At 72.1% G+C, this 23,769-nt stretch carries 20 protein-coding genes; 10 read left to right on the top strand and 10 right to left on the bottom strand.

Features of this window, described 5'->3' with window-relative positions; translation table 11 throughout:
• Positions 1-16: 16 nt before the first annotated feature.
• A complete protein-coding gene (locus E1287_RS01465) occupies positions 17-3,511 on the bottom strand; it encodes a hypothetical protein (RefSeq protein ID WP_131962733.1) in 3,495 nt (1,164 codons plus the stop codon).
• 200 nt (positions 3,512-3,711) lie between these two features.
• On the opposite strand from E1287_RS01465, the gene E1287_RS45335 reads away from it, so the two are divergent.
• The 5 genes from E1287_RS45335 to E1287_RS01435 all read left to right on the top strand — a co-directional run bounded on the left by E1287_RS45335 (position 3,712) and on the right by E1287_RS01435 (position 8,132).
• On the top strand, positions 3,712-4,779 hold the full coding sequence (locus tag E1287_RS45335; RefSeq protein WP_243718490.1) for an OmpA family protein: 1,068 nt from the start codon (positions 3,712-3,714) through the stop codon (positions 4,777-4,779).
• A gap of 14 nt (positions 4,780-4,793) precedes the next feature.
• Positions 4,794-5,405 (top strand): hypothetical protein, encoded by a 612-nt coding sequence (locus E1287_RS01450; protein WP_131962729.1) that lies wholly within the window; start codon positions 4,794-4,796, stop codon positions 5,403-5,405.
• A gap of 88 nt (positions 5,406-5,493) precedes the next feature.
• Positions 5,494-5,967 (top strand): carboxymuconolactone decarboxylase family protein, encoded by a 474-nt coding sequence (locus E1287_RS01445; protein ID WP_131962727.1) that lies wholly within the window; start codon positions 5,494-5,496, stop codon positions 5,965-5,967.
• 232 nt (positions 5,968-6,199) lie between these two features.
• Entirely contained in the window at positions 6,200-6,442 is a 243-nt protein-coding gene (locus E1287_RS01440) for a hypothetical protein (protein ID WP_131962725.1), read from the top strand.
• A gap of 118 nt (positions 6,443-6,560) precedes the next feature.
• Positions 6,561-8,132, top strand: coding sequence for a sulfatase-like hydrolase/transferase (locus tag E1287_RS01435; protein ID WP_131962723.1), 1,572 nt, complete (start codon positions 6,561-6,563; stop codon positions 8,130-8,132).
• Between the two features lie 45 nt (positions 8,133-8,177).
• On the opposite strand, the gene E1287_RS01430 is transcribed toward E1287_RS01435, so the two are convergent.
• The 5 genes from E1287_RS01430 to E1287_RS01410 are packed head-to-tail and all read right to left on the bottom strand — an operon-like array spanning position 8,178 to position 13,413.
• Positions 8,178-8,969 (bottom strand): ATP-binding cassette domain-containing protein, encoded by a 792-nt coding sequence (locus E1287_RS01430; protein WP_131962721.1) that lies wholly within the window; start codon positions 8,967-8,969, stop codon positions 8,178-8,180.
• On the bottom strand, positions 8,962-10,017 hold the full coding sequence (locus E1287_RS01425; protein ID WP_131962719.1) for an ABC transporter ATP-binding protein: 1,056 nt from the start codon (positions 10,015-10,017) through the stop codon (positions 8,962-8,964). The genes E1287_RS01430 and E1287_RS01425 overlap by 8 nt, the downstream gene beginning before the upstream one ends.
• The gene (locus tag E1287_RS01420; protein ID WP_131962717.1) at positions 10,010-10,906 is read right to left on the bottom strand and encodes an ABC transporter permease; all 897 of its coding nucleotides are present in this window, start codon (positions 10,904-10,906) and stop codon (positions 10,010-10,012) included. Before E1287_RS01420 ends, E1287_RS01425 begins: the two co-directional genes overlap by 8 nt.
• Positions 10,903-11,862, bottom strand: coding sequence for an ABC transporter permease (locus E1287_RS01415; RefSeq protein WP_131962715.1), 960 nt, complete (start codon positions 11,860-11,862; stop codon positions 10,903-10,905). The genes E1287_RS01420 and E1287_RS01415 overlap by 4 nt, the downstream gene beginning before the upstream one ends.
• 33 nt (positions 11,863-11,895) lie before the next feature.
• Positions 11,896-13,413, bottom strand: a complete 1,518-nt coding sequence (locus tag E1287_RS01410; protein ID WP_131962713.1) for an ABC transporter substrate-binding protein — start codon at positions 13,411-13,413, stop codon at positions 11,896-11,898.
• A 256-nt stretch (positions 13,414-13,669) separates the two neighbouring features.
• Between E1287_RS01410 and E1287_RS01405 the strand changes: the two genes are divergently transcribed.
• On the top strand, positions 13,670-14,674 hold the full coding sequence (locus tag E1287_RS01405) for an amidohydrolase family protein (RefSeq protein ID WP_243718488.1): 1,005 nt from the start codon (positions 13,670-13,672) through the stop codon (positions 14,672-14,674).
• 33 nt (positions 14,675-14,707) lie between these two features.
• Entirely contained in the window at positions 14,708-15,862 is a 1,155-nt protein-coding gene (locus tag E1287_RS01400; protein WP_131962711.1) for an amidohydrolase family protein, read from the top strand.
• Positions 15,863-15,918: 56 nt separating this feature from the next.
• On the opposite strand, the gene E1287_RS01395 is transcribed toward E1287_RS01400, so the two are convergent.
• Positions 15,919-16,683 (bottom strand): crotonase/enoyl-CoA hydratase family protein, encoded by a 765-nt coding sequence (locus E1287_RS01395; protein WP_131962709.1) that lies wholly within the window; start codon positions 16,681-16,683, stop codon positions 15,919-15,921.
• A gap of 121 nt (positions 16,684-16,804) precedes the next feature.
• Here E1287_RS01395 and E1287_RS01390 point away from each other — a divergent pair, with 121 nt between their 5' ends.
• On the top strand, positions 16,805-17,518 hold the full coding sequence (locus E1287_RS01390) for a TetR/AcrR family transcriptional regulator (RefSeq protein ID WP_131962707.1): 714 nt from the start codon (positions 16,805-16,807) through the stop codon (positions 17,516-17,518).
• Here the strand turns inward: E1287_RS01390 and E1287_RS01385 are convergent.
• Positions 17,511-19,040, bottom strand: coding sequence for a long-chain-fatty-acid--CoA ligase (locus E1287_RS01385; protein ID WP_131962705.1), 1,530 nt, complete (start codon positions 19,038-19,040; stop codon positions 17,511-17,513). The genes E1287_RS01390 and E1287_RS01385 overlap by 8 nt on opposite strands.
• 16 nt (positions 19,041-19,056) lie before the next feature.
• Positions 19,057-20,331, bottom strand: coding sequence for a CoA transferase (locus E1287_RS01380; RefSeq protein WP_131962703.1), 1,275 nt, complete (start codon positions 20,329-20,331; stop codon positions 19,057-19,059).
• A gap of 243 nt (positions 20,332-20,574) precedes the next feature.
• Here E1287_RS01380 and E1287_RS01375 point away from each other — a divergent pair, with 243 nt between their 5' ends.
• The gene (locus E1287_RS01375; RefSeq protein ID WP_207933956.1) at positions 20,575-21,549 is read left to right on the top strand and encodes a hydroxymethylglutaryl-CoA lyase; all 975 of its coding nucleotides are present in this window, start codon (positions 20,575-20,577) and stop codon (positions 21,547-21,549) included.
• Positions 21,550-21,576: 27 nt separating this feature from the next.
• On the opposite strand, the gene E1287_RS01370 is transcribed toward E1287_RS01375, so the two are convergent.
• Complete coding sequence (locus tag E1287_RS01370; protein WP_131962701.1) at positions 21,577-22,194, bottom strand: TetR/AcrR family transcriptional regulator; 618 nt, start codon at positions 22,192-22,194, stop codon at positions 21,577-21,579.
• A gap of 190 nt (positions 22,195-22,384) precedes the next feature.
• Here E1287_RS01370 and E1287_RS01365 point away from each other — a divergent pair, with 190 nt between their 5' ends.
• Positions 22,385-23,767, top strand: coding sequence for a 4-hydroxyphenylacetate 3-hydroxylase N-terminal domain-containing protein (locus E1287_RS01365; protein ID WP_131962699.1), 1,383 nt, complete (start codon positions 22,385-22,387; stop codon positions 23,765-23,767).
• Positions 23,768-23,769 lie beyond the last annotated feature (2 nt).

Raw genomic sequence — 23,769 nt, 5'->3', positions numbered from 1 at the left:
CCCGGCCGAACCCTTCTCAGCGGGAGAGGGCGGCCAGGGACACGGCGGCGCGCTCCGGGGCGAGATCCCACGCGGTGATCGTGTGGTCGCCGCCGGACGAGAGCAGCGTGCGCCCGTCCTTCCCGAACGACAGGCCCAGGACGAGGTCGGTGTGCCCGGTCAGCGTGGCCCATCGCGTCCGCCGCGGGACGTCCCACACCACGACCGAGCGGTCGAGGCTCGCGGTGGCCAGGCGGCCGGACGACGGGCCGAACTCGATCGCCCGGATCTCCGCCGCGTGCCCGGCGAGGACGCCGACCCGGCGGCGCGAGCGGGCGTCCCACAGCAGCACCCTGCCGTCGCCGCCGCCGGACGCCACGAGGCGCCCGTCCGGGCTGACGTCGATCTCCTCGACGTCGCCCGCGTGCCCGGGCAGCCGCGCGACCGGACGCCGCGCACCGAGGTCCCAGAACGTCACGGCGCGGTCGTCGCCGCCGGTGACGAGCGTCCTCCCGTCGGGGCTGAACGCGACGTCGCCGACCAGGGGACGGCCGCGTTTGAGGGTGGCGACCGGGCGGCGCGCGGCCAGGTCCCACCAGATGACCGCGCCGCTCTGGTCGGCTGCGGCCAGCGTCCGTCCGTCCGGGGCGAACGCGACGCTGCGCACTCCGGCGGCGTGTCCCTCCAGGGTGGCGACGTGGCGCCGGTCCCGCCAGATCCGGATCGTCCCGTCGCCGCCGCCGGTCGCGACCGTCCGCCCGCCGGAGGTGGTGTCCATGGCCCCCGTCCCGGCCTCGCCGACGGTGGCGGGCGCGCCGGCCGGGCGGTGGTCGCGGGTGTCCCACCAGCGGACGCCGCCCTCCTGGTCCGCCGAAACGGCGGCCCGCCCGTCCTCGACGAGGGAGACGGCGTTGACCCACCCGGTGTGGCCGATGTACGGCATGGTCCGCCGGTCCCAGATCAAGGCGCTCTGGTCCCCGGCGGCGGTGGCGATCGCGGATCCGTCCGGGGCGGCGGCCACGTCGTACAGCCCGCTGGTGTGGCCGGTGAGTTCGGTGACGAAGGTCTGCGAGGCCGTATCCCACAGCTTGGCGACCTGGTCGTACCCGGCGGAGATCAGCGTCCGGCCGCCGTCGGTGAAGGCCAGCGCCCGGACGGGGTCGTCATGCGACATACGCCGCTCCGGCCGCAGCAGGCGGCGGTCTTCCAACTCCCAGAGATGGACTTCGCCGTCCTCGCCCGCGGCGGCCAGGCGGCGGCCGTCAGGGCTGAACGCCACGGCGTAGAGCGGCGTGTCGCCGACGTTCAGTGTTTCGACCTCCGCGTCGCCGGTGCGCGGGGTCCAGAGGGCGACGCGGCCACCGCGGTCGGCGATCGCCAGCCGGCGGCCGTCCGGTGCGAACGCGACCTCGGTCAGCTTGCCGCCGTACCCGTCCAGCTCGTCGACCTTCCGTCCGGTGGACGTCTCCCAGACCACGGTCTTCCCCGCCGCCCCTGACGCGGCGACGAGGCGCCCGTCCGGGCTGAACGCGAGCCCGTCGAGAACGCCCTTGGTCTGCATGCGGACGGCCCGCGTCCTGTCGGAGGTCCGCCACAGCGTGACGCCGCCGCCCAGGTCGGCCGCGCCGAGCAGGCCGCCGTCCGGGCTGTACTCCAGGGCGCGGACGGCGCCGCCGCCCGGCTGGAGCCTGCCCTTCTCGGCGTGCGTGCGGCCGTCCCGGAGGATCACGGCGCCGTCCTGCCCGCCGGTGGCCAGCTCCGCGCCGTCCGGCCGGATCGCGACCGCCTTCACCATGCCCGCGTGCCCGTCCAGCCTGGTCTGGTAGGGCCTGCGCGCCGCGATGCTCAGCACGGCGCTGCGGGCGTCCAGGGTCGGGGCGGTCCGGTACGCCTCGGCGGCGCCGCGGGCGGCCCCGCGCACGTCGGTGGGCAGCCGCGCGATCGCCTCGGCGGCGAGCTGCCGCGACCGGGCCAGCCGCCGCTGCTCGTCGGCCTCCGCCCGTTCGCTCAGCGCCAGCGCCCCGGACGCGACGGCGACCAGCAGGAGGACCGACAGCGCCGACACCAGGCCCTGCAGGACGCGCGTCCGCCGCTCGGCCGCGGCCGTGCGCCTGCGGTGCGCGGCGGACGAGGCGTCCAGGAAGTCGCGTTCCAGGTCGCCGAGGTCCTCGTCGTGCGCCTCGGCCCACTCGGCGGCCATGGTCAGGCGCGGGCCCTGGTAGAGGCTGCCCTCGTCGCGTCCGATGGCGTCCCATTCCGCGGCGGCCGCCGCCAGCCGGGCGTGCAGGCGCAGCCCTTCGCGGTCCTTGGCGAGCCATTCGCGCAGCCGCGGCCAGGTGCGGATCAGCGCCTCGTGCGCGATCTCCACCTCGTCACCGTGGAGGGTGACCAGGCGGGCGTCCGCCAGCCGCTCGACCAGGGCGGCGGAGTGCGGCGCACCGTCCAGCTCGGAGCGGCACACGGGCCGCCGGACGACCAGCTCCGGCGCCGTGTCGCCGACCACGACCAGCCGCGTCATCAGCCGCCGCACCGCCCGCCGGTCGGGCTCGGACAGCCGCTGGTAGATCTCCTCGGCCGTGTCGGCGATCGCGCCGTGGACCCCGCCGGCCGCCTCGTACCCGGCCAGGGTCAGCGTCTTGCCGCGCCGCCGCCGCCAGGTCTCCAGCAGCGCGTGGGACACCAGCGGCAGGGCTCCCGGCTCGGTGCCCGCGTCCTGGATCACCCGCGCCACCAGCGCCGGTTCGAGCACCAGGCCCTCGGCGGCGGCCGGTTTCACGATCGCCTCGCGCAGTTCCTCCCCGCGCATCGAGCCGACCAGCACGCCCGTGTCGCGCAGCGCGGCGACCAGCCCTGGATGCTCGGCGCAGCGCCCGTAGAAGTCGGCCCGGACGGCGATGACCGTCCGTCCCCGGCGGGCGAGCAGCGCGTCGAGGAAGGCGTGGCGGCCGGCGGCGTCCGGACGGAGCGTGAACACCTCCTCGAACTGATCGACCACCAGCACTTCGGCCTCGGGCGGCATGCCGTGCGCGCCGGGCGTGACGACCGTGGCGTCCAGGCCCAGGGCGGGGACGACGCCCGCGCGTAGCAGCGAGGACTTGCCGCTGCCCGACGGGCCGAAGACCGCGACGAAGCGGTCCTTTCGCGTCCTGGCGACGATCTCGTCCACGAGCGCGTCGCGTCCGAAGAACCGTCCCGCGTCACCGGCCTCGTACCGGGAGAGCCCGAGATAGGGAGGCTCCGCGTCGGCGGCGTCGGCCGTCCCCTCCGTGAGGCGGCGCCGCAGGTCCTCCCACCGCCGCTTCCAGGCGTCGCGGTCGCCGCCGCAGGCGTCGACGTAGGCGAGCGTGACCTGGAGGCTCGGCAGCCGCTCGCCGCGCGCCGCCGCCGCTAGGGCCGACGCCGAGAAGCGGGTCCGGTCGGCCAGCTCCCGGTAGCCGGGCTCCCCGGCCTGCCGCCGAAGCTCCCGCAGCTCGTGCGCGAAACCGTGCAGCGGGTCGGCCTGCGGATCGAGTTCTCGCTCGGGACGGGGCACGGGCCACTCCCGGTTTCTCTCTCGTCGGTTTCCGGCTTCGCCGCGTCCATTGGGGGTTGTGCAGTTTTGGCCCCCCTTGCTGCACAACGCGGCACAGCGTAAACCACCAGAACGGACCGAGACCGGGTCGTCACGCAAACTCGCCTCGGTGCGCTCACGCCTGCAACCCCGCGATTCGCATTCCTGTGAAAGGAGCATGGATGCTCCGTCGATCCCTGCAACGCTCCCGGCGTCCCCGGCGGGGGGCCCTGCGGCGCCTGGCCGCCGTCTCGGTGGCCGGGACGGTCCTGCTGTCGGGCTGCTCCCTGTTCGGCGGCGAAGACGAGGGCGGAGAGACCGGCGAGGGGACCTCCGGCGGTGGCGGCAAGCTGCCGGCCACAGGGATGTCGCAATGGGTCCTGGCGAAGAGGCCCGTCCGCATCGACCTGCTCTCACTCGACAAGACGTCCGACAAGGCGGTGACCGCCCGCCTGCGCGTCACCAACTTCTCCTCCCAGGGCTCGTTCCTGTTCAGCCAGTCGGACCTTGGGGGACGGCGGGCTCCCAAGGACTCCCTGTCCGGAGTCACCCTCGTCGACGGCGTCAACCGCAAGCGCTACTACCCGTGGTGGGGCGCGGACGACAGATGCGTCTGCTCCATCGCGGAGGGCATGGGGATGTTCATCGAGCAGGGCGAGAGCGCCGAGTACTTCGTCAACTTCCCGGTGCCTCCGGTGCGCAAGGTGATGCTGCTGGTGCCCAACACCCCGCCGTTCATGAACGTCCCGATCGGAGACCGGCCCGGCCCGGTGACGGCGCCCGAGGGCCAGCAGGAGCGCGATCCCGCCAAGGTCGCCCTGGACGGTCCCGAGATCGTCCCGCTGACCGACGAGTCGGAGTCTCTGGACGGCACCAGCGAGCAGACCGAGAACGACCAGAAGGTCGAGGTGCGCCTCTCGGCGGACGTGCTGTTCGCCCTCAACAAGGCGGACCTGAACCCGCGCGCACAGGACGTCCTGCGCAGGGTCGCGTCCCAGATCAACGCGTCCAAGACGGCGACGGTCGTCACGATCGACGGCTACACCGACGACACCGGCAACGACGCGATCAACGTCCCGCTGTCGCAGCGGCGGGCGCAGGCGGTGCAGAAGGCGCTGGCGCCGATGGTCACCAAGCCCGGGATCACCTACAAGGCGACGGGGCACGGGTCGGCCGACCCGGTGGCCGACAACGACACCGAGGAGAACCGCAAGCGCAACCGCCGCGTGACGATCGGCTTCGCGCGATGAGGGCCGTCCGCACGATGAAAGCGAGCATCCACATGTCCCGCCGTCCGATGGCCGCGCTCCTCGCCGCCCTGATCCTGCTGACCGGCCCGGCCCTGCACGCCTCGCCAGCGCTGGCCGAGGGCCCGGCCGCTCAGGGCCGGGCGCCCTCCCCGGGGCCCGCCGGGCCGACGGCGGGGCCGACCCTGCCGGTGCTGGCCCAGGCCAAGTTCAACCCGGCCGACGCGAAGAACTCCAACGGCTCCGACCGGACGGGGGCCGCAGCGAAGATCAACGGGTTCAAGGCGGACGGGCAGGGCCTCGGCGTCCTCTACTGGACGCTACGCAACGAGAGTGACACGTCCGAGAGCCTCGGGCCGGGCAAGTTCGCCGCCGCCGGACGCTGGGGAGAATCGGTCATCCAGCCCTCCGGTGTGCGCATCGTGTACGAGGGGCAGCGCCACGCGACGCTCTTCCACGAGAACTGGTGCCTGTGCTACCGGACCCCGCCCGGCATCGACTACAGCTCCATCGCCCAAGGCGAGGAGATCCCGCTGAGCCAGGTGTTCCTCATCAGTCCGACCGCCACCCACGTCACCGTGGAGATCCCAGCCTTCCACCCGGTGCCCGACATCCCAGTTCAGCGGTGAGAAGCGCATCACACCCGTACGGACGTCACATCTCGCCGGGCCGTCCCGTCTCTCCTTGTGTACCGGCTGAAACGGCAAGGAGAACCTGATGGACGCTCGAATCGACTACTACGGCAACCCGACCACGGCGAAGTTCATGAAGTACGTCCAGTCGGCGGGCAAGGCCCTGGGGACCACCTCGCTGCCCGCCGCGACGCGGGAGCTGGTGCACATCCGCGCCAGCCAGATCAACGGCTGCGGCGTCTGCGTCGACATGCACACCAAGGACGCCGCGCATGCGGGCGAGACCCCGGCCCGCCTCAACATGATCGCCGCGTGGCGGGAGGCCAAGGTGTTCACCGAGGCCGAGCGCGCCGCCCTGGAGCTGACCGAGCAGGGCACCCGCATTGCCGACGCCGCCGGCGGTGTGCCCGACGAGGTCTGGGCGAACGCCGCCAAGCACTATGACGACGACCAGCTCGCCGCCCTGGTGTCCGAGATCGCCCTGATCAACGCCTGGAACCGGATGAACGTCATCGTCCAGCAGCCCGCCGGTGACTACGAGCCCGGCCAGTGGGGCTGACCGGACGAACCCGAAGGCCAAGGCCCCGCCGAGTTTCACGCCCCCGATCGGCGGGGCCTTTCCCTGCCCGCAGGTCCCGACCGGCCCGCGTATCCCGACCGCTATCACTCCGGGTGGCGGGTCATAGCCTCCGCGCAATGGGGAAGTGGGATTGGGCTAGCGACCTGGGACGACGTCAGGATATGTCCAAGCGTTGTCCGAAAAACTGGCCTTCCCACCCCCAGGAACGCACATGGCCATCGATCAGACTCATCTCACCGGGTCGCAGGACCACGCGGCGGCGTGCGAACGCGAACTGGCCATCGTCCGGGCCCAGTTCAACCCGGCCGCCGCCGGCGGCTGGGGGATCATCTTCGACCTGCACGCCCACCGGTGGACCGCCGTCCGCGGGGCCCACATCATCGTCCACGCGGGCAGCGCGGGCGAGCTCCGCGAGAAGCTCACCGCAGGCCGCTGGGACCTCGTCGCGGGCTGACCCCACCTCTTCCGGAACGGCTCCGTGACCGGGCACGGCATGGCGATTTAGTAATTCTGAAGTTAGTATCATTTTCAGGAGTCGCCGACGCATGCCCGCACGTTCCCGGAGGAGTCACATGGGGCGCAGGATCCTGTTCATCACCACCGACCAGCAGCGGTACGACGCGTACGGGTGCAACGGAGGAGAGGTGGCGCGGACCCCCGTGACCGACGGGCTCGCCGCCGAGGGGGTGCGGTTCGAGCGGGCCTACTGCCAGAACGTCGTGTGCACCCCGGCCAGGTCCAGCATGCTGACGGGCCAGTACCCGCGGACGCACGGCGCGATCGCCAACGGGGTGCCGCTGCCGGACGACGCGCCCAGCGTCGCCCAGGTGCTGCGCGACGGCGGCTACCGCACGGCGCTGATCGGCAAGGTGCACTTCGAGCCGATCGCGGACCCGTCCGGGAAGTGGGAGCAGAACCGGATCCCGCTCGCGGGCGAGCACGGCCCCTACCGCGGCTTCGAGTACGTCGAGTTCGCCGGGCACGGCCCGCAGGGCGCCTCGCACTACGCGAACTGGCTGCGCGAGGAGCACCCCGACGAGACCGGCGGGTTCCTGCGGATCTTCTCGGCGGCGCCGGGCGGCGACACCGGGGCGCCGGGCGTCGCCCACAACCCGGTGCCGCGCGAGCACTACCACACCGACTGGGTGGCCGACCGGACCGCGGCCTGGCTCGACACCCTGGACGATGACGACGACTGGTTCTGCTGGATGAGCTTCCCCGACCCGCACCACCCCTGGGACGTGCCCGCGTCCGAGGTCGGCCGGGTCGACTGGCGCAAGCTCGACCTGCCGCCCGGCCACCCCGGGTCCGACGAGCGGATCAGGGAGATCCTGGCGGGCCGTCCCGAGCACTGGCTGGCCTGGTACGACGGCTCCGTGCCCAACGTCGACGCCGCGCCCGGCGACTTCGTCCCGGCGGACCTCACCCATGACCAGATCCGGGAGCTGAACGCGCTCGTCCACGCCAAGAACGAGCTGCTGGACGAGGCGTTCGGCAGGGTGCTCGCCAAGATCGAGGAACGCGGCTGGGGCGACGACACCGACGTGTTCGTGACCACCGACCACGGCGAGTTCCAGGGCGAGCTGGGCCTCCTCTTCAAGGGCCCGTACCACGTGGACGCGCTGATGCGGCTTCCGATGGTGTGGCGTCCGGCGCGGTCGGCGGGCACGGCGCCCGCGGTGGTCCCCGAGCCGGTGAGCCAGATCGATCTCGCCCCGACCTTCTGCGCGATCGCGGGCGTGCCCGTGCCGGACTGGATGGAGGGGAAGCCGCTTCCGCTGGCCGCCGGGTCGGGACGCGAGCGCGCCATCGTCGAGTGGGACAGCCAGCTCGACACCGGATACCGGCTGCGGACGATCGTCCAGGACGGCTGGATCTGCACGGTGTACGAGCCGACCGACCGCGAGTACGGCATGCCGAAGGCCGACCGCTACGCCGACTTCGGCATGCGCCCGCCCGAGCGGGAGATCACCTACGACGGCAGCGAAGGGGAGCTGTACAACCTGGCCGACGACCCGTACCAGTGGGTCAACCGGTGGGACGACCCTTCCGCGGCCGAAGTGAAGGCCAAGCTGGTGCGCGACCTCTACGAGAACCTGCCTCCGGAGCGCGAGCCGCGGCTCCGCCCGCAGGCTATGGGCTGAGAACCTTCCGTCTGGGCCGGAGCACCAGATGCCCGGCCCGGACGCTCAGCCCACCGCCAGTTCGGGCACCGCGGACAGCAGCCGCCGGGTGTACGGATGCTGCACGGCGTCCTCGGTGAGCCCTTCCGCGGTGCACTCCTCGACGACCGCGCCCTTGTTCATCACCAGCACCCGGTCGCAGACCAGCCGGATCACGCTGATGTCATGACTGATCAGCAGGTAGGACAGCCCCTCCTCCTGCTTCAGCTCCAGCAGGAGCTGGAGGATCTGCGCCTGGACGGAGACGTCCAGGGCCGAGACCGACTCGTCCAGCACCATCAGCTCGGGGGAGACCGCGAGCGCCCGGGCGATCGACGCCCGCTGGCGCTGCCCGCCCGACAGGCTGGCCGGCCGCCGCGACGCCACCTGCGAGCCGAGCCCCACCCGGTCGAGGATCTCCACGGCGCGCCTGCGCGCCTCCGCCGCCGGCAGCTCCCGCCACAGCCGCAACGGCTCGGCGACGATCTCCTCGACGGTCATGTAGGGGTTCAGCGAGGTGTACGGGTCCTGGAACACCATCTGGACCGTCCGCCACACCTCCCGGTCGACGCGGCGGCCCGCGTGGATGTCGCGCCCGGCGATCCGCACCCGGCCCGAGTCCGGACGGGTGAGCCCGCAGATGACGCCCGCCAGCGTGGACTTGCCCGACCCCGACTCCCCGACGACCCCGAGCGACTCCCCGGCGGCCATGCTGAGGCCGACCCCGTCGACCGCGACGACCGGCTTGCCGCGGCGGGGCCAGCCGCCGGTGCGGTAGGTCTTGGTGACCGCTTCGACTTCGAGCAGCGCCTCAGACATCGGCGTCCTTCCGGATCGTGACCCGGTCTTCGGGGTCCTCGGCGAGGGCGGGCTCCCCGGCGCGCAGGCAACGGACGTCCCTGCCCGGGACGTGCTCCGCGAGCGGCGGATGATGCCCGGCGCAGGCGTCGATGCCGAACGAGCAGCGCGGCAGGAACCGGCACCCCGCCGCGATCTGCCCCGGCTGCGGGACGGACCCCGGCAGGGAGCGGATGGTCCCCAGCTCGATGGCGCGTTCCGGGATGCAGCGGGCGAGCGCGTTGACGTAGGGGTGCAGGGCGTCGCCGAGCACGGCCGAGGTCTTCCCGGTCTCGACCAGCTCCCCCGCGTACATGATCAGCAGCCGGTCGCAGCGCTCGCTGACCAGCGCCAGGTCGTGCGACACGAGCAGGATCGCGAGCCCGAGGTCGCGGCGCAGCCGGTCGATCAGGTCCATCACGCCCTGCTGGACGGTCACGTCCAGGGCGGTGGTCGGCTCGTCCGCGATCAGCACCGACGGGTCCCCGGCGACGGCGATCGCGATCATGACGCGCTGGCGCATGCCGCCGGAGAACTCGAACGGGTACTGCCGCGCCCGTTCCGCCGCCCGGTCGATGCCGACGTCGTCCAGGATCTGGACGGCCCGCTTGCGGGCGTCGCGGCGGGACATGCCCTTGCGGCGCGTCCGCAGCGCCTCGGCCACCTGGTCGCCCACCCGCATCGACGGGTTGAGGCTGGTCATCGGGTTCTGGAACACCATCGCCAGCGAGTCGCGCCGTTTGGTGCGGACGCCGTCGCCGTCCACGGCCTGCCCGGCCAGCTCGATCCGTCCCCCGGCCAGCCGGACGCCGCGCGGCAGCAGCCCCGCGACCGCGGACGCCGTCAGGCTCTTGCCCGAGCCCGACTCGCCGACCAGCCCCACCATCTCGCCCGGACGGATGTCGAAGGACACGTCGGTCACGAGCTGAGCGGGGGAGTGGGCCCTGTCCAGCTCGACCGTCAGGCCGTCCACCCGGAGCGCGGGCGCGGTGTCCCGGAGCGCGGGCCCGGCGTCGGCGCGGTCAGTCACGGCGCTCCTCCTTGTCCTCGACGTCCCCGAGCAGGTTCAGGCAGAGGATCAGCAGGGTGATCACCACGGCGGGGACGAGCACCACCCGCGGCTCGGACGCGAGCATCGCCGACGCGCCGGTCAGCAGCGTGCCGAGGCTCGCGCCGGGCGGCTGGACGCCGACGCCGAGGAAGCTGATGCCCGCCTCCACGACGAGCGCGAGGCCCAGCAGGTAGCTGATCTGCACGGCCACCTGGTCGCGCACCCCGGGCAGCAGGTAGCGCCACACGATCCGGGTGTGCGAGCAGCCGGACATCCGTCCGGCGGTGACGAACGGGCTCACCGCGAGCCGCATCGTCTCGGCCCTGACCACCCGGTAGATCCGGGGCGCGAAGATCACCCCGAGCGTCACCATCTGCCCCGTGATCCCGGTGCGCAGTGCGGCCTGCACCGTCAGCAGCAGGATCAGGGCGGGCACGGTGAGGACGACGTCCGCGATCCGCCCGGTGATCCCGTCGATCCAGCCGCCGCGGTACCCGGCGAGCAGCCCGGTGGGCACCCCGATGGCCGCCGCGACGCCGATCGCGGTGAGCGCGGCGAGCATTGACGTGTGGACGCCCCACAGCAGACGGCTGAACAGGTCGCGGCCGAGCTGGTCGGTGCCGAGCCAGTGGTCGCCGGACATGTCGGCGAGCGTCCGGCCCACGTCCTGGCGGGCCGGGTCGGCCACCGGCAGGAACGGCACCAGCACGGTGACGAGCAGGCACAGGACGACGAAGCCGAGCGCGGCGCACCGTCCCCAGCCGAGCCGCCGCAGCCCCCGCGGCCGCCGCGGGCCCCGCCTGCGGCGGCCGGTCTTCGCCGGGGCCGCCTTCGCGGGCCCGGCCGCCTCCACGACGGCACCCTTCATGACCGGCTCCTCGCCTCGGGGTTGAGCCAGGACGCCACCAGGTCGGCGACCAGGTTGGCGCCGAGCACGACCAGGGCGAACAGGGCCACCAGCGCCTGCACGACGGGGAAGTCCTGGCCGCGGACGGCGTCCAGCGTGAGCGTCCCGATGCCCGGGATCGCGAACACGACCTCCACCAGCAGCGCCCCGGTGATCAGCACCCCGACCTCGAGGCCGATCACCGTCACCAGCGGCGCGGACGCGTTGCGGCTGACGTGCCGGAAGAAGATGCCCCGCCGCGAGACGCCCTTCATCCGGGCCGTCCCGACGTAGTCGGCGCCGTACTCCTTGACCAGCGAGGCCCGGAACGTACGCATCTGCTGGCACATCAGCGACAGCGCCAGCGCGAGCGCGGGCAGCAGCAGGTACCAGAGCGCGTCGCTGAGCCCCACCTCGGACGGGCTGCGGTACCCGCCCGCCGGCAGCCACGGCAGCCACACCGCGAACACCAGGATGAGCATGAGCCCGACCAGGAAGTTGGGGATCGCGATCCCGAGGACGGCGACCCCGCGCAGGATGCGGTCCAGCAGCCCGCCCGGACGCATGCTGATCGCCGAGCCCATCAGCACCGACGTCACCACGGCGATCACCATGGCCAGCAGCGACAGCAGCAGCGTCGGCGCGAGGTTCTCCCCGATCAGGGCGGTGACCGAGCCGCGGTGGTGCAGCGATTCGCCGAGGTCGCCGCGCACCGCGTCGCCGAGCCACGACAGGTACTGCGCCGCCAGCGGCCGGTCGAGCCCCAGGTCCTGCCTGACCTGCTCCACCTGCTGCGGCGTCGCGCTCTCCCCGGCGACCACCGAAGCCGGGTCGCCGATCGAGAACAGCATCAGGTAGGTGCCGAACGTGACGACGATCAGGATCGGGACGGCCGCCAGCAGCCGCCTGGCCACCAGCTTGACGATCAGCGCCGCCATGGCGTCACTCCCCGGACGGTCGGTGGCATCCGATCACCCCTTGACGCCGCGGAACGAGGGGAACGACGGCGCCCAGGGCGCCTTCCAGCCGGAGACGCCGGGCGCGATGACGTAGGCCGTCTCCGGGGTCAGCACCGGCACGTTGAGCATGCTCTCGGCGATGACGGTGGAGATCTGCTGGTAGATCGCCATGCGCTTGGCCTGGTCCGTCTCCCGCAGGGCGTCCTTGGCCAGCTTCTCGACCTTGTCGTTCTTCATCCCGCCGGGGTTGTAGAGGCCCTTGGCCAGGCCGTACCGGTCGAGGGTGTCGGACGGGTCGAACGCGTTCCCGGTGGCGCCGAACGCCATCGCCACGTTCTTCTCCGCCGTGAACCGGCTCACCACCTGCGGCGGCGCCACCGCGGCGACGGACGCGTCCAGCCCGATCTTCTTCAGCTGCTCCTGGACGATCGTCGCGAGCTGCTCGAACACCTGGTTCCCCGCCACCGTCACGATCTCGACCTTGGCCCCGGTCGCCCCGGCCTCCGAGACCAGCGACTTGGCCTTCGCGAGGTCGTAGGGGACGAGCTTCAGGTCCACGCCGGGCGCGTACGCCTTGGTGCCGGCGCCGAAGAACTGCCCGTTGGGCTCGCACTTGCCGTCCAGCAGGCCCTGGCAGATCGCCTTCCGGTCGAGGGCGGAGTTGACCGCCCGGCGGACCCGGATGTCGTCGAACGGCTTCATCGCGGTGTTGAAGGAGAACACGTAGTTCTCCGAGCCCATGCTGCGCTCGATCTTGTAGCCGGCGGTCTCCGCGGGCTTGACCATCTTCTCGGGGAGGATGGTGACGTCCAGGTCGCCCGAGCGGACCGCGTTGAGCTTCGCGTCGTCGGCGAGGTAGGCGATCTCCAGGGAACCGGCCGCCGCGGCCTTCGCGTCCCAGTAGTTCTTGCTGGCGGTGTAGACGACCCGGTTGGCCTGGACGCGCTGGAGCGTGAACGGGCCGATCCCGGCCGGGGTGCGGGTCAGGTCGGCGCCGTCCGCGATCGCCTTGTCGGAGATCATCTGCCCGGCCGAGCCGGACAGGATGCGCGGCAGCGCCCCCACCCCGCTCTTCGCCCGGAACCTGACCTCGGCGGCGCCGCGCTCCTCGACGGTCACCCCGGCGAGCTGCGGCGCGTTGGTGCTGCCCTTGAGGGTCTGCGAGCGCTTGACGTTGGCGGCCACCGTCTTGGACGTGAACGCGGTGCCGTCGGGGAACTTCAGCCCCGCGCGGAGGGTCATGTCGAGGTAGGGGCCCTCGGCGTCGCCGCCCGGCGTCCACTTGGTGGCGAGCAGCGGCTGCACGCTCTCGTCCGACCCGAGCAGGGTCAGCGAGTCGTACAGGGGAGCGGTGTACATGGCCATCTGCCGGATGGGCAGCCGGGCCGGGTCCAAAGTGGTCGAGGCGAAGGTGGCGCCGACCTTCAGCACCCCGTCGTCCGACTTGGTCCCGCCCTCGTTCGGTCCGCAGGCGGCTGTCAGCCCGAGGAGCGCCGCCGCCGCGGCCGCGATCGCCGTCCGTCTGTTCATGCTCCGACCACCGATTCTCTCTGGACAAGATCCCGCGCCATCCGGTGCGACCAGCAACGATGGCCGGACGATTCCCTGAAAGTGATTTTATACTCAGTTTTTTGGTGACGGGCAAGGGTTAGCACGGCTTCGGTCTCGCCCCGTGTTCGTTGACTGCGTCAACCTTCGCGCGGAAGCCCCTGTCAGCCCGCCTTCCAGGGGTTTACTAATTCTAAATTCATCTTCATACTGGCTGTCCACGGACGGAGATCAGGCGATGATCGGCACGGAGGGCGACCGCGGCGCGATGACGGACAACGGCAAGCTCAGGAGGATCGCCCTCGAAGAGGCGTTCGCCCTGCCCGGCATGGGCTCCGAGGTCGGCAGGATGGTGGGGAACCCGCACTACCGGGCGGAGGCCGTCGAGCGCTGGAACCGCAGGCTCACCGACTTCACCGAGCTTCGCATCCCCGACATGGACGCGCACGGCATCGACGTCCAGGTGCTGTCCCTGACCGCCCCCGGGATCCAGGCCGAGCGCGACACCGCGACGGCGATCGCGAACGCCAGGACCGCCAACGACTTCCTGGCCGCGACCATCGAAGCCCACCCCACCCGCTTCGCGGGCCTCGCGGCACTACCCCTCCAGGACCCGGCCGCCGCGTGCGCCGAGCTGGACCGGGCGATCGGCGGCCTCGGGCTGAACGGCGCCCTCGTCAACGGGCACACGTTCGGGCAGTACCTGGACGAGAAGCAGTTCCGTCCCGTCTGGGAGAGGCTGGAGGAGCTGCGCGTCCCGCTGTACCTCCATCCGGGCGCCCCGCCGCAGGACGACTGGCAGGTCTTCCGCGGCCACCCGTACCTCAAGGGCCCCACGTTCGGCTGGGCGGCGGAGACCGCGGCGCACGCGCTCCGCCTCATCTACGCGGGCGTCTTCGACGACTTCCCCGGCGCGACCCTCGTCCTCGGCCACATGGGCGAGTTCCTGCCGTTCCAGAAGGCCCGGCTGGACGCCCGGTACGAGTTCATGACGCTGCGGCTCGGCAAGCGGCCCTCGGAGTACCTGGAGAGCAACGTCATGATCACCACGACCGGGGTGTGCTCGGCGGAGGCGCTCACCGGCGCCATCGCCGCGGTCGGCGCCGACAACATCATGTTCGGCGTCGACTACCCCTTCGAGCGCACCGACGTCGCGGTGCGGTTCCTCGACGCCGCCCCGATCTGCGCCGCCGACCGCGCCAAGATCGCACACCGCAACGCCGAGCGCGTCCTCAAGCTCTGACTTTCACCCGACGACCGGAAGGAGTGCCCGCAGATGGCAGAAGCAGAGGAATGGGCGGTCATCTCGGTGGACGACCACGTGATCGAGCCGCCCGACACCTGGACGTCCCGCGTCCCCGCCAAGTACAAGGACCGCGCCCCCAAGGTGGTCGAGCGCGGGGACGAGGGCATCGCCTGGGACTTCGACGGCGACGTCCGGTTCTTCTCCGGGATGATGTGCTCGGTCGACCAGCTCACGGAGACCGAGCGGCGGCGGATCGTCCCCCGGTTCGAGGACCTGTACGACGGATGCTCCAACGTCGACCGGCGCCTGGAGGACATGGACGCCGCGGGCGTGCTCGCCTCGATGTGCTTCCCCACCATGCCGGGGTTCGGCGGGACGTACCTCAACCTCAACACCGACCGGGACCTGTCGTACGCGTGCATCCGCGCCTACAACGACTTCATGACCGAGGAGTGGTGCGCGGCCGCGCCGGGACGGCTGATCCCCGCCGTCCTCGTCCCGATGTGGGACCCGGCCCTGGCCGTGAAGGAACTGGAGCGGGTCGCGCCGCGCGGGGTGCGCAGCGTCGTGTTCTCCGAGCGACCGCACCACCAGGGCTTCCCGTCCCTGTACGACAAGGACCGCTACTGGGACCCGCTGTTCGCGGCGGCCCAGGAGATGGACCTCCCCCTGTCCTGCCACATCGGATCATCGTCCAGGGTGGACAGCCCCGAGGACGGCGACTACCTCACCCACATGAGCGAGGTGTGGCTGAACGCGCCGTACTCCATGACCGAGTACATCTTCTCGGGGACGTTCGACCGCTTCCCGGACCTGCGCGTCGTCTACTCCGAGGCGAGCATCGGCTGGATCCCGTACCAGCTCCAGACGATGGACCGGTACTACGACGACCGTCCCGACTGGGTGGACTCGACGCTGAGGCACCGGCCCAGCGACTACTTCGGCAGGAACGTCTTCGGCGCGTTCATCGACGACCAGGTCGGCATCCGGTTCCTCGAGGACCTCGGCGCCGACGCGGTGATGTGCGAGGTGGACTACCCGCACGGCGACTCGATCTGGCCGGACGTCCGCAAGGCCATCGACGCGCAACTCACCGGCCTCCCGGAGGACGTCCAGTACAAGCTCCGGATCGCCAACGCCGAGCGCGTGTACGGCTTCGAGCCGTCCGGCCTGGGACGGCGGTAGCGGTGCCGGGCCGGACGCGGACGGCGCCCGGCCCGGCATTCCGCCCGTCAGCGAACTCAGCGCCCCCGCCACTTCGGCGGGCGCTTCTCGGCGAAGGCGACGGCGCCCTCGCGGGCGTCCTCCGAGGTGAACACCGGGTCCATGATCTCCTGCTGCCTGGCGAACGCCTCGCCGGTGCTCCAGTCGGCGGACGAGACGATGATCTCCTTCGTGGCGGCCACCGCGAGCGGGCCGTTGGCGGCGATCTCGGCGGCCAGCGCGCGGGCCGCGGCCAGCGCCTCGCCGGGCGCGGTCAGCCGGTTGACCAGGCCGTGCCGGTGGGCGTCGGCGGCGGTGAAGAGCCCGCCGGTCAGCGCGAGCTCCATGGCGATGCCCGGCGGGATGCGCTGGGGCAGGCGCAGCAGGCCGCCGGCGCCCGCGACCAGGCTCCGCTTGACCTCCGGCAGCCCGAAGCTGGCGTCCTCGGCGGCGACGATCAGGTCGCAGGCGAGCGCGATCTCGCAGCCCCCGGCCAGCGCGTAGCCCTCGACCGCCGCGATCACCGGCTTGCGCGGCGGGCGCTCGGCGATCCCCGCGAAGCCGCGCTCGGGATGGCTGACGTCCTCGCCCGCCACGAACGCCTTGAGGTCCATTCCGGAGCAGAACGTCCCGCCGGCGCCGGTGACGACGGCGACGGTGAGGTCGGGACGGGAGTCGAACTCGTCCAGGGCGGCGGCGACGCCGTCGCTGACGGCCCGGTTGACCGCGTTGCGGACGGACGGGCGGTTGAGGGTGATGACGGTGACGCCGTCGGCGTGCTCGACCAGCACCTCGTCGGACATGCGGGCTCCAAAGGGGGTGTCGGGGCTTCCGGTCGCAGAATTTCTGATGATAGATTCAGTTTCAGGTATGCGCAAGATCTGGTTACGATGGTCGTACACACGCAGTGGAGGACCGAGCGGAATGGCTAACACTCCGAAGGGCCGGCGCACGGAGGCGGCGTTCCTGGACGCCGCGCGCAAGGTGTTCGCCGAAAAGGGCTACTTCAACACCAAGATCTCCGACATCGCGGAGGCCGCGGGACGCTCGGCCGGCTCCTTCTACAACTACTACGACAACAAGGAAGAGCTGCTCGAAGCGCTGCTCGGGCAGTTCTCGTCCGAGGTGCAAGGCACCACCGCCCGGCTGCACCACAAGGGCGACCCGTACGAGAACATCGTCGAGGCCGTGCGCGCCTACTGGTCCGCCTACCGGAAGTACCTGCCCGAGATGATCGGGGTCTTTCAGATGTCGATGACCGACCCCGAGTACGCCCGCAAGTGGCGCCGCAACCGCGCCGCCGGGGTGCGGAGCATCGTGGACGGCATCGTCCGGGCCCGCAGCGAGGGCTACGACCCGGGCCTCGACACCGAGGTGCTGGCCTCCGCGCTGGTGTCCACCCTGGAGTCGTTCTGCTGGGTGTGGATGGTCGGCGGCGGCGACGAGGGCGTCCCGGCGCCCGACGACGAGACCGCGATCCGCACCCTGGCCGCCATCTGGTACCGGACGGTCTTCTTCAACGCCCCGGCCGACGCCCAGGCCGACGTCCCGGATCACGCGCACGACCACGCGCCGGACGGTGGTAACGGCAAGCACCCCGCCCGGCACGTGACGGCCTCCCCGGCAGGGCTCAGCTAGGGACCGCCGGGCCGCCGCGGAGCTCCCTGCGCAGGATCTTGCCCGAGGCGTTGCGCGGCAGCGCCTCCACCACCTGGACGCGGCGCGGGCACTTGTAGTGGGCCAGCCGCTCCCGGCAGAAGGCGATCACCTCGTCCGCGTCCGGCTCGGCGCCGGGGCGCGGCACGACGACGGCGAGCACCGACTCGCCCCACCGCTCGTCCGGCCGCCCCACCACCGCCGCCTCCAGCACCGCCGGATGCTCGGCGAGGACGTTCTCGACCTCGGCCGGGTAGATGTTCTCGCCGCCGCTGACGATCATGTCGTTGATGCGGTCGGTCAGGTACAGATGGCCGGACTCGTCCAGGTAGCCCGCGTCGCCGCTGCGGAACCAGCCGTCCGCGTCCACGACCTCGGCGGTCTTCTCCGGCATGCCCCAGTAGCCCGCCATCATCCACGGCATCCGCAGCGTCACCTCGCCCACCTGGCCCGGCGGCAGGACGCGGCGGTCCACGGGCCCGACGACCCGGATCTCGGCGCCCGCCACCGGCCGCCCCGCCGACGCCAGGTACGGCCCCGCCTCGTCGTGCTCGTCCGCGCCGAGGGTGCAGACCGTCCCGCAGGTCTCGGTCAGCCCGTAGACCTGGACGAAGTCGCAGCCCAGCGCCGCACGGGAGGCTTTCAGCAGCGACGGGGTGATCGGAGAGCTGCCGTAGGCGACCAGCCGCAGCGCGGACAGGTCGTGCGCGTCCACCTGCCCGCTGTCGACGATGGCGCGCAGCATCGCCGGGACGAGCTGCGCGTGCGTGATGCTCTGCTTCTGCAGGACGCGGAGGACGTGGGCGGGCGAGGCGTCGGCGACCAGCGCGGTCCGGGCGCCGAGGCGCAGCCCGTACATCGTCCAGACGCCCCCGGCGACGTGGAAGACCGGCGCGACGATCAGCAGGACCGGGGACTCCGGCCATTCCCACCCCGGGTAGGCGTCGAGCGCCTTGACCCAGCGCCCGGTCTCGTAGAGCACGCCCTTGGCCCGGCCGCTGGTGCCGGAGGTGTAGTAGAGAAGCGTCGGGTCGCCCTCGCGGGTGCCGCGCCCGCCCGGTTCAGCGGGGAAGCCGCCGTACCAGGCGCGGAAGCCGTCCTCGGACCCAGCACCGCCGATGACGACGACGGGCGCGGACGAGTCCCCGGGCAGCGAGTCCCGCAGCAGCGGCTCGAACTCCTCCTGGACGACGAAGATCCCGGGCCCCGCGTCCGCGATCACCGCGGTCAGCTCGCGGGCGGACAGCCGCCAGTTGAGCGGGTTCATCACCGCCCCGACGCGTTCGGCCGCCAGGTGCAGCAGGGCGTAGTCGGGATGGTTGCGGCCGAGCCAGGCCACCCGGTCGCCCGGCCCGATCCCGGCGGCGAGCAGCCCCGCGGCGATCCGGTCGGCGGCGGCGTCCACGTCCCGGTAGGTGAGCGGCGGGCCATCGTGGCCGGCGAACGCGACGGCGTCCGGCCGCAGCTCGGCGTGCCTCCGGACGAGGGACTCGGTGGTGCGCATCCTCGATTCTCCCTTGCTAGTGCCGGACGGCGGAGGTCGGGCGGGGGTCGGCGTCGCCGGTGTCGGCGGCGGCAGCGGCGTCGGTGGCGTCCGCGCGCCGGACGACTCCGCGCGCGGCCAGCAGGTCGATCTCCTTCTCCGGGCAGCCGGCCCAGTCCCGCAGGACCTGGTCGGTGTCGGCGCCGAGCAGCGGGCCCGGCGCGCGGACCGCGCCCGGCGTCCGGCTCAGCTTGGGGACGACGTTGGGCATCGGGATCTCCAGGCCGGTGCCCGGGTCGGCGAGTCGCACGATCATGTCGCGGGCGGCGTAGTGCGCGTCGGCGAGCATGTCCGCCGGGGTGTAGATGCGTCCGCGGGGGACGGCGTGCTCGTCCAGCAGGCGTTCGGCCTCCTCCAGCGGCAGCCCGCCGACCCAGTCGCCGATCAGGGCGTCCAGCTCGGCCATGTTCTGCCCGCGCGCCTGGTGCGTCGCGAACCGGGGATCGGCGGCCAGGTCCGGGGCGTCCATCGCCGCGCAGAGCCGGGCGAACAGCGCGTCCCCGTTGGCGGCGATCAGCAGCTCGCCGCCGTCGCCCGCCCGGTAGACGTTGGACGGCGCCACCCCCGGCAGCGTGCTGCCGGTGCGCGTACGGGTGGAACCGGCGAGCTCGTGCTCGGCCAGGCTCGACTCCATCAGCGCGAACACGGCCTCGTACAGCGCGACGTCGATCTCCTGGCCGCGGCCGCTGCGGTGGCGCTCCTGCAACGCGGCGAGCACCCCCATCACTGCGAACATCCCGGCCAGCGCGTCGCCGAGGCTGACGCCCACGCGCGTCGGCGGACGGTCGGGATGGCCGGTGAGGGCGCGGATGCCGCCCATCGCCTCGCCGACGCTGCCGAACCCCCGGTCGTGCGCCCGCGGCCCGCTCTGCCCGAAGCCGGAGACATGCGCCATGATCAGCTTCGGGTTCGCGGCCGAGAGCGCGGCGTAGTCCAGGCCCCAGCCCGCCAGCCGTCCGGGCGCGAAGTTCTCGACCACGACGTCGGCCTTGTGCGCCAGCCGCCGCACCAGGTCCCGGCCGCGCGGATCGCGCAGGTCGACGGCCACGGAGCGCTTGTTGCGGGCGAGCTGGGCCCACCACAGGGACTGGCCGTCCCGCATGAGGCCCCAGCGCCGCATGGCGTCGCCGTCGCAGGGCTCGATCTTGACGACCTCGGCGCCGTAGTCGCCGAGGAGCTGGCCGGCGAACGGACCGGCGATGAAGCTCCCGAGTTCGAGGACCCGGACGCCGTCGAGCGGGGTGGAGCTCACGGGACGTCCCCGGGCCGGACGGTGAAGCGGTGGGTCACGGAGATCGGTCCTTTCGAAACAAACTGAAACTGAAACTAGTCTCAGTCTTGCGCGAGCGCAATCCCCGGGACCGTATCCCGGGACGGAAGATCGCGACGGCGCCGCCGGTCTTGATTTTTCTGAATCTGAAATTAGTCTTGGTGGTCGGGTTCAGGCAACCGTGCCGCGGCGGCCGACCCGTCACCGCCCCAGAAGGGAATCCGCATGCCCGTCCAGTCCGCCGACTCCACCTCCCCGCTGCCCTGGAACTGGCCGGAGCGGCTGCCCGCCGCCATCGAGGTCCGGGAGGTCGGCCCCAGGGACGGGCTGCAGAACATCGACGCCACGCTGACCGCCGAGCACAAGGTCCGGCTGATCCGCGCCATCGCCGCCGCGGGCGTGCGGCGGATCGAGGCGGCGTCGTTCGTCAGCCCGCGCGCCGTCCGGCAGATGGCGGACGCCGAAGAGGTGGTCCGCGCGGTCCGCGACCTCCCGGACGTGTCCGTCGAGGCGCTGGTGCCCAACGGCCGCGGCGCCGAGCGGGCCCTCGCCACCGGCGCCGTCGACCGCCTGGTGTTCGTCGTCGCGGCGAGCAGCACGTTCAACGAGCGCAACGTGCGGATGACCACGGAGCGATCCGCACGCGAACTGCACCGGGTCGCGGCGCTCGCCGGAGAGGCGGGGACGCCGCTGAGCGTCGTCGTCGCCACCGCGTTCGGCTGCCCCTACGCGGGCGACGTCCCCGCCGAGACCGTGCTCTCGCTGGTGAGCCTGGCGGTGCGCGAAGGCGCCGACGAGGTCTTCCTCGCAGACACGACCGGCATGGCCACGCCCGCGTCGATCGCCGCCCTGGTGCCCGTCGCCCGGTCCGCCGCGGACGGCCGTCCCGTGGGACTGCACCTGCACGACACCCGCGCCCTCGGCATGGCCAACGCGCTCACCGCGCTGACGCTCGGCGTCACGCTGTTCGACGCCTCGGCCGCGGGCATGGGCGGCTGCCCGTTCGCGCCGCCGTCCGCCCGCGGCAACATCAGCACCGAGGACTTCGTCCACCTGGCCCACGAGCTCGGCGTCGCCACCGGGCTGGACCTGTCCCGGCTGGTCACCGCCGCCCGGCTCGCCGAGGAGATCACGGGACGCGAGCTTCCGGGCCAGATCATGCGCGCGGGACCCAGGCTGAACGCCGCGACGAGGGCGTGACCTCCCGGCCGCCGGCCGTCCCAGCGGTCAGGCCTCGGGTTCGCGGTGGTAGACGGCGCGGTACCAGAGCAGGCTGAGCGTCTCGATGGCGGCCTCGTCGTCGGGGGCGTCCACGTCGGTGTCGCCGCCCGACACCATCCAGACCCAGCAGAACGCCTCCAGCACCGAGACGATCGCCGAGGCGAGGAGGCCGGGCGCGGCGCCGACGCGGTAGCCCGACCGCTCCGCGTTCCTGATCCCGGCCCGGACCACGCGGATGCCGATGGCGCGGTGCTCCCGCCACCGCTGCGCGAACGCCTCGTCCGTCATGGACATCTGGAACACGCCGACCATCTCCGCGAGGTACTTGCGGTAGGTGGTCCAGTACGCCCGGACGGCGGCGCGGATGCCCTCCATCGGGTCGTCGCTCTGGGCCTCGAACGAGGTCTCGAGGACCTCGACGGAGAACTGCTCCAGCAGCGCCTGGAGCAGCTCTTCCTTGTTCTCGTAGTAGTTGTAGAACGAGCCGGGGGACTTGCCCGCCTGCCGCGCGATGTCGGAGATCTTGGCGTTGAAGTAGCCCTGCTCCGCGAAGACCTTCCGCGCCGCGTCCAGGAACGCCGCCTCGGTCCGCCGTCCCTTCGGCGTGGGTGGCCTCGAAGGCATCCTGCAACCCCTTCTGATGACCGCGGACCGCTCCCGCGCACCCGGTGACGTGGTGGACCGAGTCTAGAGGATCGGCCCCCGGCGGGCGCATGATCGGCGTTGACTAAAACTGAATTTAGCATCAGTATTATTCTCAGCACGCGGCGTTCCCCCGCCGCACGACCGAACGGCCGATCGAAGGGACGCACCCATGGCGATGATGACCGGGGAGGAGTACCTCGCCTCACTCGACGACGGCAGACGGATCGTCGCCGAGGGCGAGGACATCAAAGACCTGACCACCCACCCGCAGTTCGCCACCGCGCTGAAGCTGGTGGGTGCGGGATACGACCGGCATCACCGCCCCGGGGACGACGCCAGCGGCCCGTACTTCAAGATCCCGCACAGCCCGGCGGAGCTGAAGGACATCCTGGAACTGCTGCTGGGCTGGGACATGGTCACCGTCACCACGTCCCAGGGGCTGCTCGCGCTGCTCACCGCGGCGGCGCGGATCCGTCCGGCGAACCAGGAGTACGCGCGGCGGATCGAGGACTACTTCGCGCACTGCCGCGACAACGACCTGCGCTGCGTGCAGGCGATCACCGACGCCAAGGGCGACCGCAAGCGCCCCCCGAGCGCGCAGGACGACCCCGACGTCTACACCCGCATCGTCGAGCGCCGCCCGGACGGCATCGTCGTCCGGGGCGCGAAGCTGCACATCTCGTCGGCGGCGGTGAGCCACGAGCTGGTGGTCATGCCGACCAAGAACATGAAGCCGGGCGAGGAGGACTGGGCGGTCGCGTGCGCCATCCCGGTGAACGCACCGGGCGTGACGATCGTCAACACCAGCTACGCGCCGCGCGAGCGGGAGGCCGACTTCCCGGTCAGCTCCAAGCACAACATGCCGGAGGGCTTCGTCCTCCTGGACGACGTCTTCGTCCCCAACGAGCGGGTGTTCCTGGCGGGCGAGATCGAGCACTCCGCGACGTTCGCGCACTCCCTGGGGCTGTGGGAGCGGCTCGGCGGGACCGCGCACCTGGCCGAGTACGGCGACACCCTGGTCGGGCTGGCGCAGCTCATCGCCGAGGCCAACGGCACCGAGCGCGTCTCGCACATCCGCGAGAAGATCGCCGAGATGGTCATCTACGCCACGCTGGTGCGCGGCTCCCTGGAGGCGGCCATCGCCAACGCCGAGGCCAGCCCGGAGGGCTGGTACTTCCCCAGCGAGCTGTACACCAACGCCGCCAAGCACTACGGCGCCGCCGAGTTCAGCACGATGATCCGCCACCTGCACGACATCGGCGGCGGGGCGATCGTCACCGCGCCGTCCGTCAGCGATCTGGAGCACGCCGAGGTCGGCCCGTTCATCCGCAAGTACATGCGGACGAAGGACGGCATCGACGGCGAGTACCGCACCCGGCTGTTCCACGCGATCCGCGACTTCACCGCCGACGCCTACGGCGGCTGGCAGCTGGTCACCATGCTGCAGTCCGGCGGCGGGCTCTACGCGCAGCGCCTGGTGGCCCGCAAGCACTACCCGATGGACGACGCGAAGGCCCTGGCGCTCAAGCTCGCCGGGCTCGCGGAGGACTGATC

Source organism: Actinomadura sp. KC06 (assembly GCF_004348735.1).
Taxonomy (GTDB): domain Bacteria; phylum Actinomycetota; class Actinomycetes; order Streptosporangiales; family Streptosporangiaceae; genus Spirillospora.
This window is presented reverse-complemented; position numbering and strand designations above follow the sequence as displayed.